The sequence below is a fragment of the Kineococcus gurbantunggutensis genome, assembly GCF_050871925.1.
In the GTDB taxonomy this organism is placed as follows: domain Bacteria; phylum Actinomycetota; class Actinomycetes; order Actinomycetales; family Kineococcaceae; genus Kineococcus.
The window spans coordinates 1-4,178 of sequence record NZ_JBJLSG010000263.1; the positions used below are offsets into that span (position 1 = coordinate 1).

The 4,178-nt window shown below is 75.4% G+C and carries 5 protein-coding genes; 3 read left to right on the forward strand and 2 right to left on the reverse strand.

Annotated elements, in window-relative coordinates; all coding sequences use genetic code 11:
• Positions 1–140: 140 nt before the first annotated feature.
• A complete protein-coding gene (locus ACRYR7_RS24645) occupies positions 141–1,154 on the forward strand; it encodes a hypothetical protein (protein WP_432574970.1) in 1,014 nt (337 codons plus the stop codon).
• 31 nt (positions 1,155–1,185) lie between these two features.
• Here the strand turns inward: ACRYR7_RS24645 and ACRYR7_RS24650 are convergent, their stop codons facing one another.
• Positions 1,186–2,490 carry a PTS transporter subunit EIIC gene (locus tag ACRYR7_RS24650; RefSeq protein WP_432574971.1) on the reverse strand — a complete coding sequence of 435 codons (1,305 nt, stop codon included), beginning with the start codon at positions 2,488–2,490 and terminating at the stop codon, positions 1,186–1,188.
• Entirely contained in the window at positions 2,487–3,266 is a 780-nt protein-coding gene (locus ACRYR7_RS24655) for a GntR family transcriptional regulator (protein WP_432574972.1), read from the reverse strand. Before ACRYR7_RS24655 ends, ACRYR7_RS24650 begins: the two co-directional genes overlap by 4 nt.
• A 197-nt stretch (positions 3,267–3,463) precedes the next feature.
• On the opposite strand from ACRYR7_RS24655, the gene ACRYR7_RS24660 reads away from it, so the two are divergent.
• Both ACRYR7_RS24660 and ACRYR7_RS24665 read left to right on the forward strand, forming a co-directional pair.
• Positions 3,464–3,694 (forward strand): glucose PTS transporter subunit EIIB, encoded by a 231-nt coding sequence (locus tag ACRYR7_RS24660; protein ID WP_432574973.1) that lies wholly within the window; start codon positions 3,464–3,466, stop codon positions 3,692–3,694.
• Entirely contained in the window at positions 3,691–4,143 is a 453-nt protein-coding gene (locus tag ACRYR7_RS24665) for a PTS sugar transporter subunit IIA (protein ID WP_432574974.1), read from the forward strand. The genes ACRYR7_RS24660 and ACRYR7_RS24665 overlap by 4 nt, the downstream gene beginning before the upstream one ends.
• The last annotated feature ends 35 nt before the right edge of the window (positions 4,144–4,178 follow it).

Sequence of the window (4,178 nt, forward strand, 5' to 3'; positions counted from 1 at the left end):
TCCCGCCGGTCCCGCCCCCCCACCCCCCCCCCCCCCCCCCCCGCGCCCCCGCCCCCCCCCCCCCCCCGCCCCCCCCCCCCCCCCCCCCCCCCCCCCCCCCGCCGCCGCGGGCGCACCACGGGACACGGGAGGGGAAACCTGTGAAGCGCACCGCACGCACCGCGACCGCACTGGCCGCAGCGCTCGTCCTCGTCGGGATCGGGGGTGGCACCGCCGGCGCGGCGGGACCCCCGGGCGCGGCGGCACCGTTCGAGGGCCGCCCGCCCGTGCAGATCGAGGGCCCGCCCGTGAGCCTGGGCACCGAGATCAAGGGGCTGAGCGACGACGACCTGGTCGCGGGCGAGTACGTGACCGAGGGGCGCTTCACCTACCCCGTCCGCGCCTGGGTGTGGCGGGAGGGTGAGCTGACCGAGATCGGCCCCTTCGACGACAGGGGCTCCAGCCGCGTCACTGCGGTGGCCGGCCGCGGGAAGGTCCTCGGCACCAGCGACGTGCCCGAGGGCGGTCAGGTCGGTTTCCTGTGGGAGAACGGCGACCTGCGCGCCCTGGGCACCCCGCAGGACGACTTCAGACCCGTCGACGTCGACGACGCCGGCCGCGTCCTGGGCACCAGGACCACCGCCGGCGGGTGGCGCGCGTCGATCTGGCGGGACGGGGCCTTCAAGACGCTGCCCGCCCCGTCCGAGTGCACCAGCACCTGGGCCACCGCCTCCAACGAGCGCGGCACCGCCGTCGGCACCTGCTACGTCGGCACCGAGCGCCGGTACGAGCTGCTGTGGCAGGACGGCGGTCGCCGCGTGCGCGCGCTCGCCCCGTCGATGCAGGTCCTCGACGTGGACGAGCACGGCTGGCTGGCCGGGCAGCACCTGGGCACGCAGCGGGCCACGGTGTGGGCGCCGCGGGGCCGTGGCGGGTGGCGCGCCGTCGACCTCGGCGCCGCACCGGGGGCGTCCGCGGAGGACTTCGGCCGTCCCGGCGAGGTGGTCGTCACCGAGCCCGTGGCGGCCGGCGGGGTGACGCGCGTGCTGCTGTGGCGGTGGGGGAGGCTGACCGCCCTGACCGGCGCCGATGAGGACTACGAGGCCCGGCAGGCCAACCGGCACGGCCACGTCCTGGGCGTCTCCTACGGCAACCCGGCGCTGCTCTGGCGCTGAGCGCTCCGGCCCCGTGCGGTGGCGGTGCGGCTCAGGACAGGTCGCGCTCCGGCGGCACCCGGTCCGTGCCGGCGCCCTCGGCGGCGGCGGTGTCGGCGGCGGTGACCTCCACCACCGAGGAGTCCGCGTCGTCCTCGCGGCCCGGGGTGCGCAGGTTCCAGCGGCGGATGACGAACGAGAACAGCAGGTAGTACACGACCGCGTACGCCAGGCCGACCGGGATGATGAGCAGCGGCTTCGTGGCGATGCCGTAGTTCAGCAGGTAGTCGATCAGGCCGGCGGAGAAGTTGAACCCGTCCTTGACGCCGAGGGCGTTGACCAGGGCCAGCGAGGTGCCGGTGAGCACCGCGTGCACCACGTACAGCGGGAACGCCACGAACATGAAGGCGAACTCCAGCGGCTCGGTGACGCCGGTGATGAACGACGTCAGCGCCGCGGAGAGCATGATGCCGCCGACGAGCTTGCGCTGGGACGGGCGCGCCGCCCGCGTGATGGCCAGGGCCGCGGCCGGCAGCGCGAACATCATGATGGGGAAGAACCCGGTCATGAACGTCCCCGCGGTGGGGTCGCCGCCGATGAACCGGGCGATGTCGCCCTGCACGACCGTGCCGTCCGCGGTGGTGAACTCGCCGAGCTGGAACCACGGGAACGAGTTGAGGATGTGGTGCAGGCCCAGCGGCACGAGCAGGCGGTTGGCGGTGCCGAAGACGAACCCGCCGACCACCGCGTTGCCCGCGACCGCCTCGCCCAGGGCGCTGAGGACCCGGTCGAACGGCACGTAGAGGAACGCCATGACGACCGCCAGCAGCAGCGTCGCCAGCGCCGTGACGATCGGCACGAACCGCCGGCCCCCGAAGAACGCCAGGTAGTCCGGCAGCTTGATGCGGTAGTAGCGCTGCCACAGCAGCGCGGCGATGACGCCGCAGAGGATGCCGCCGAGCACGCCCCAGTTGATGAGCTGCTGCTCCTCGCCGTCCGGGGCGGCCCCCAGGACGACGGGCGACATCGCGTCCCCGACGCCCTTGAACACCAGGTAGCCGACGACGGCGGCGACCGCCGTGGACCCGTCGGACTTCTTGGCGAACCCGATCGCGACGCCCACCGCGAACAGCAGCGGCAGCGCGCCCAGCAGGGCGTTGCCCGCGGCGCCGACGACGTCGGCGACCGCGTCCCAGCCCAGGCCGTCGGGCCCGAGCATGTCGGCGGAGCCGAAGCGGGCCAGGATGCCGGCCGCCGGCAGCACCGCGATCGGCAGCATGAGGGAGCGCCCGATGCGCTGCAGGGTGGCGAGCCCGGGCAGCGCTCTCTTCTCGGCCTTCGTGGTGGTCGTGCTCACGTGGGACTCCTCGGGGTGGGAGGGGCCGGGACCCGGTCCGCGGTGCGGTCCAGGGACATCCGGACGCTGTACCGGTCGGCGCGGTAGCGCGACGTGGTGTGCTCCACGACGACGTCACCGGCGCGGGTGGTGCGGTCGAACAGCAGCAGGGGCGCTCCGGCGACCGTCCCCAGCAGGGCGGCCACCGGGCGCGCGGCGCTCTCGGCGGTCAGGGCCTGCTCGCCCGTGGTGGGCGCCAGACCGTACCGCGCGGCGAGCAGGTCGTAGGTGGAACCGGACAGGTCGAGCTCGAGCAGGCCGGGCACGAGGTGCTCGGGGTAGTGCGTCACCTCGTGGGCCATGGGCACCCCGTCGGCCAGGCGCAGCCGCTCCACGTGGACGGCGCGCACGCCCGCCGGCAGCTCCAGGGCGCGCGCCACCGCCGGCGGCGGGGTGCGCAGGTCCGCGGCGAGCACGCGGCTGGAGGGTTCGTGGCCCCGCCGGCGCATGTCGTCGCTGAAGGAGGCCAGGTGCAGCTGCGACTGCACGGCGGCGGGGGCCACGAACGTCCCCTTGCCGTGCACCCGGTAGAGCAGCCCCTCGTTGACGAGCTGACCGATCGCCTCCCGGACGGTCATCCGGCTGACGCGGTACGCCTCGACGAGCTCGCGCTCCGAGGGGATCGGGGCGTCGGGGGCCAGGTCGGTGGTGATGGCGCGCACCAGGATCGCCCTCAGCTGCGCGTGCTTGGGCACCGGGCCGGCCACGACCCCGGCCCCGCGCGGCGGGGGTGCCACCGCGGTCCTCACCCCCCTCGCGGGACCTCGCGGGACCCTGGTCGGTGCTGGTCCGTACTGGTACGGTCCAGCTCGCGAGGACGACGATGGACCTGCGGGGCCCTGCACGTCAAGGGTCCGTGAACGGCCCGTGAACCACCCGGAACACCCGGAGCACCCGGGACCACCTCGAACCACCCCAGACGCGGGAGGCAACCGTGAGCCAGGCCCAGAAGATCCTCGACGCGCTCGGCGGCAGCGCCAACGTCGTCGAGATCGAACCGTGCATCACCCGGCTGCGCTGCGAGGTGAGCGACGCCTCCGCCGTCGACGACGCCGGCCTGAAGGCCGCCGGCGCGGTGGGCGTGCTGCGCTCGGGCACCGTCGTGCAGGTCGTGGTCGGCCCCAACGCCGACACCCTCGCGGAGGACATCGAGGACCTGCGGTGAGCCTCGTCGTCACCGCCCCGGTGCCCGGCACCGCCGTGGCGATGACCGACGTGCCCGACCCGGTCTTCGCCCAGTCCATCGTCGGGCCGGGCCTGGCCGTCGAGCCGCCCGGCGGCGTGGTCGAGGCCGTCGCGCCCGTGGCCGGCACCGTGCTCAAGCTGCACCCGCACGCGTTCGTCCTGCTCGCCGAGGGCGGGCGCGGGGTCCTCGTGCACGTCGGCATCGACACCGTGCAGATGGGCGGCGAGGGGTTCGAGCTGCTCGCCGCCGAGGGCGACGCGGTCGCCGCCGGCCAGCCCGTCCTGCGCTTCGACGCCGACGCGGTGCGCGCCTCGGGCCGCTCCGCCGTCGTGCCCGTCGTCGCGCTCGACGTGCCCGCCGACGCCCTGACCTCCCTGCGCGCCCCGGGCCCCGTCGCCGCCGGCGAGGCGCTCTTCACCGTCCCCTGACGCCGGCGGCCCCACGCGACCGGCGGTGCCGGTCG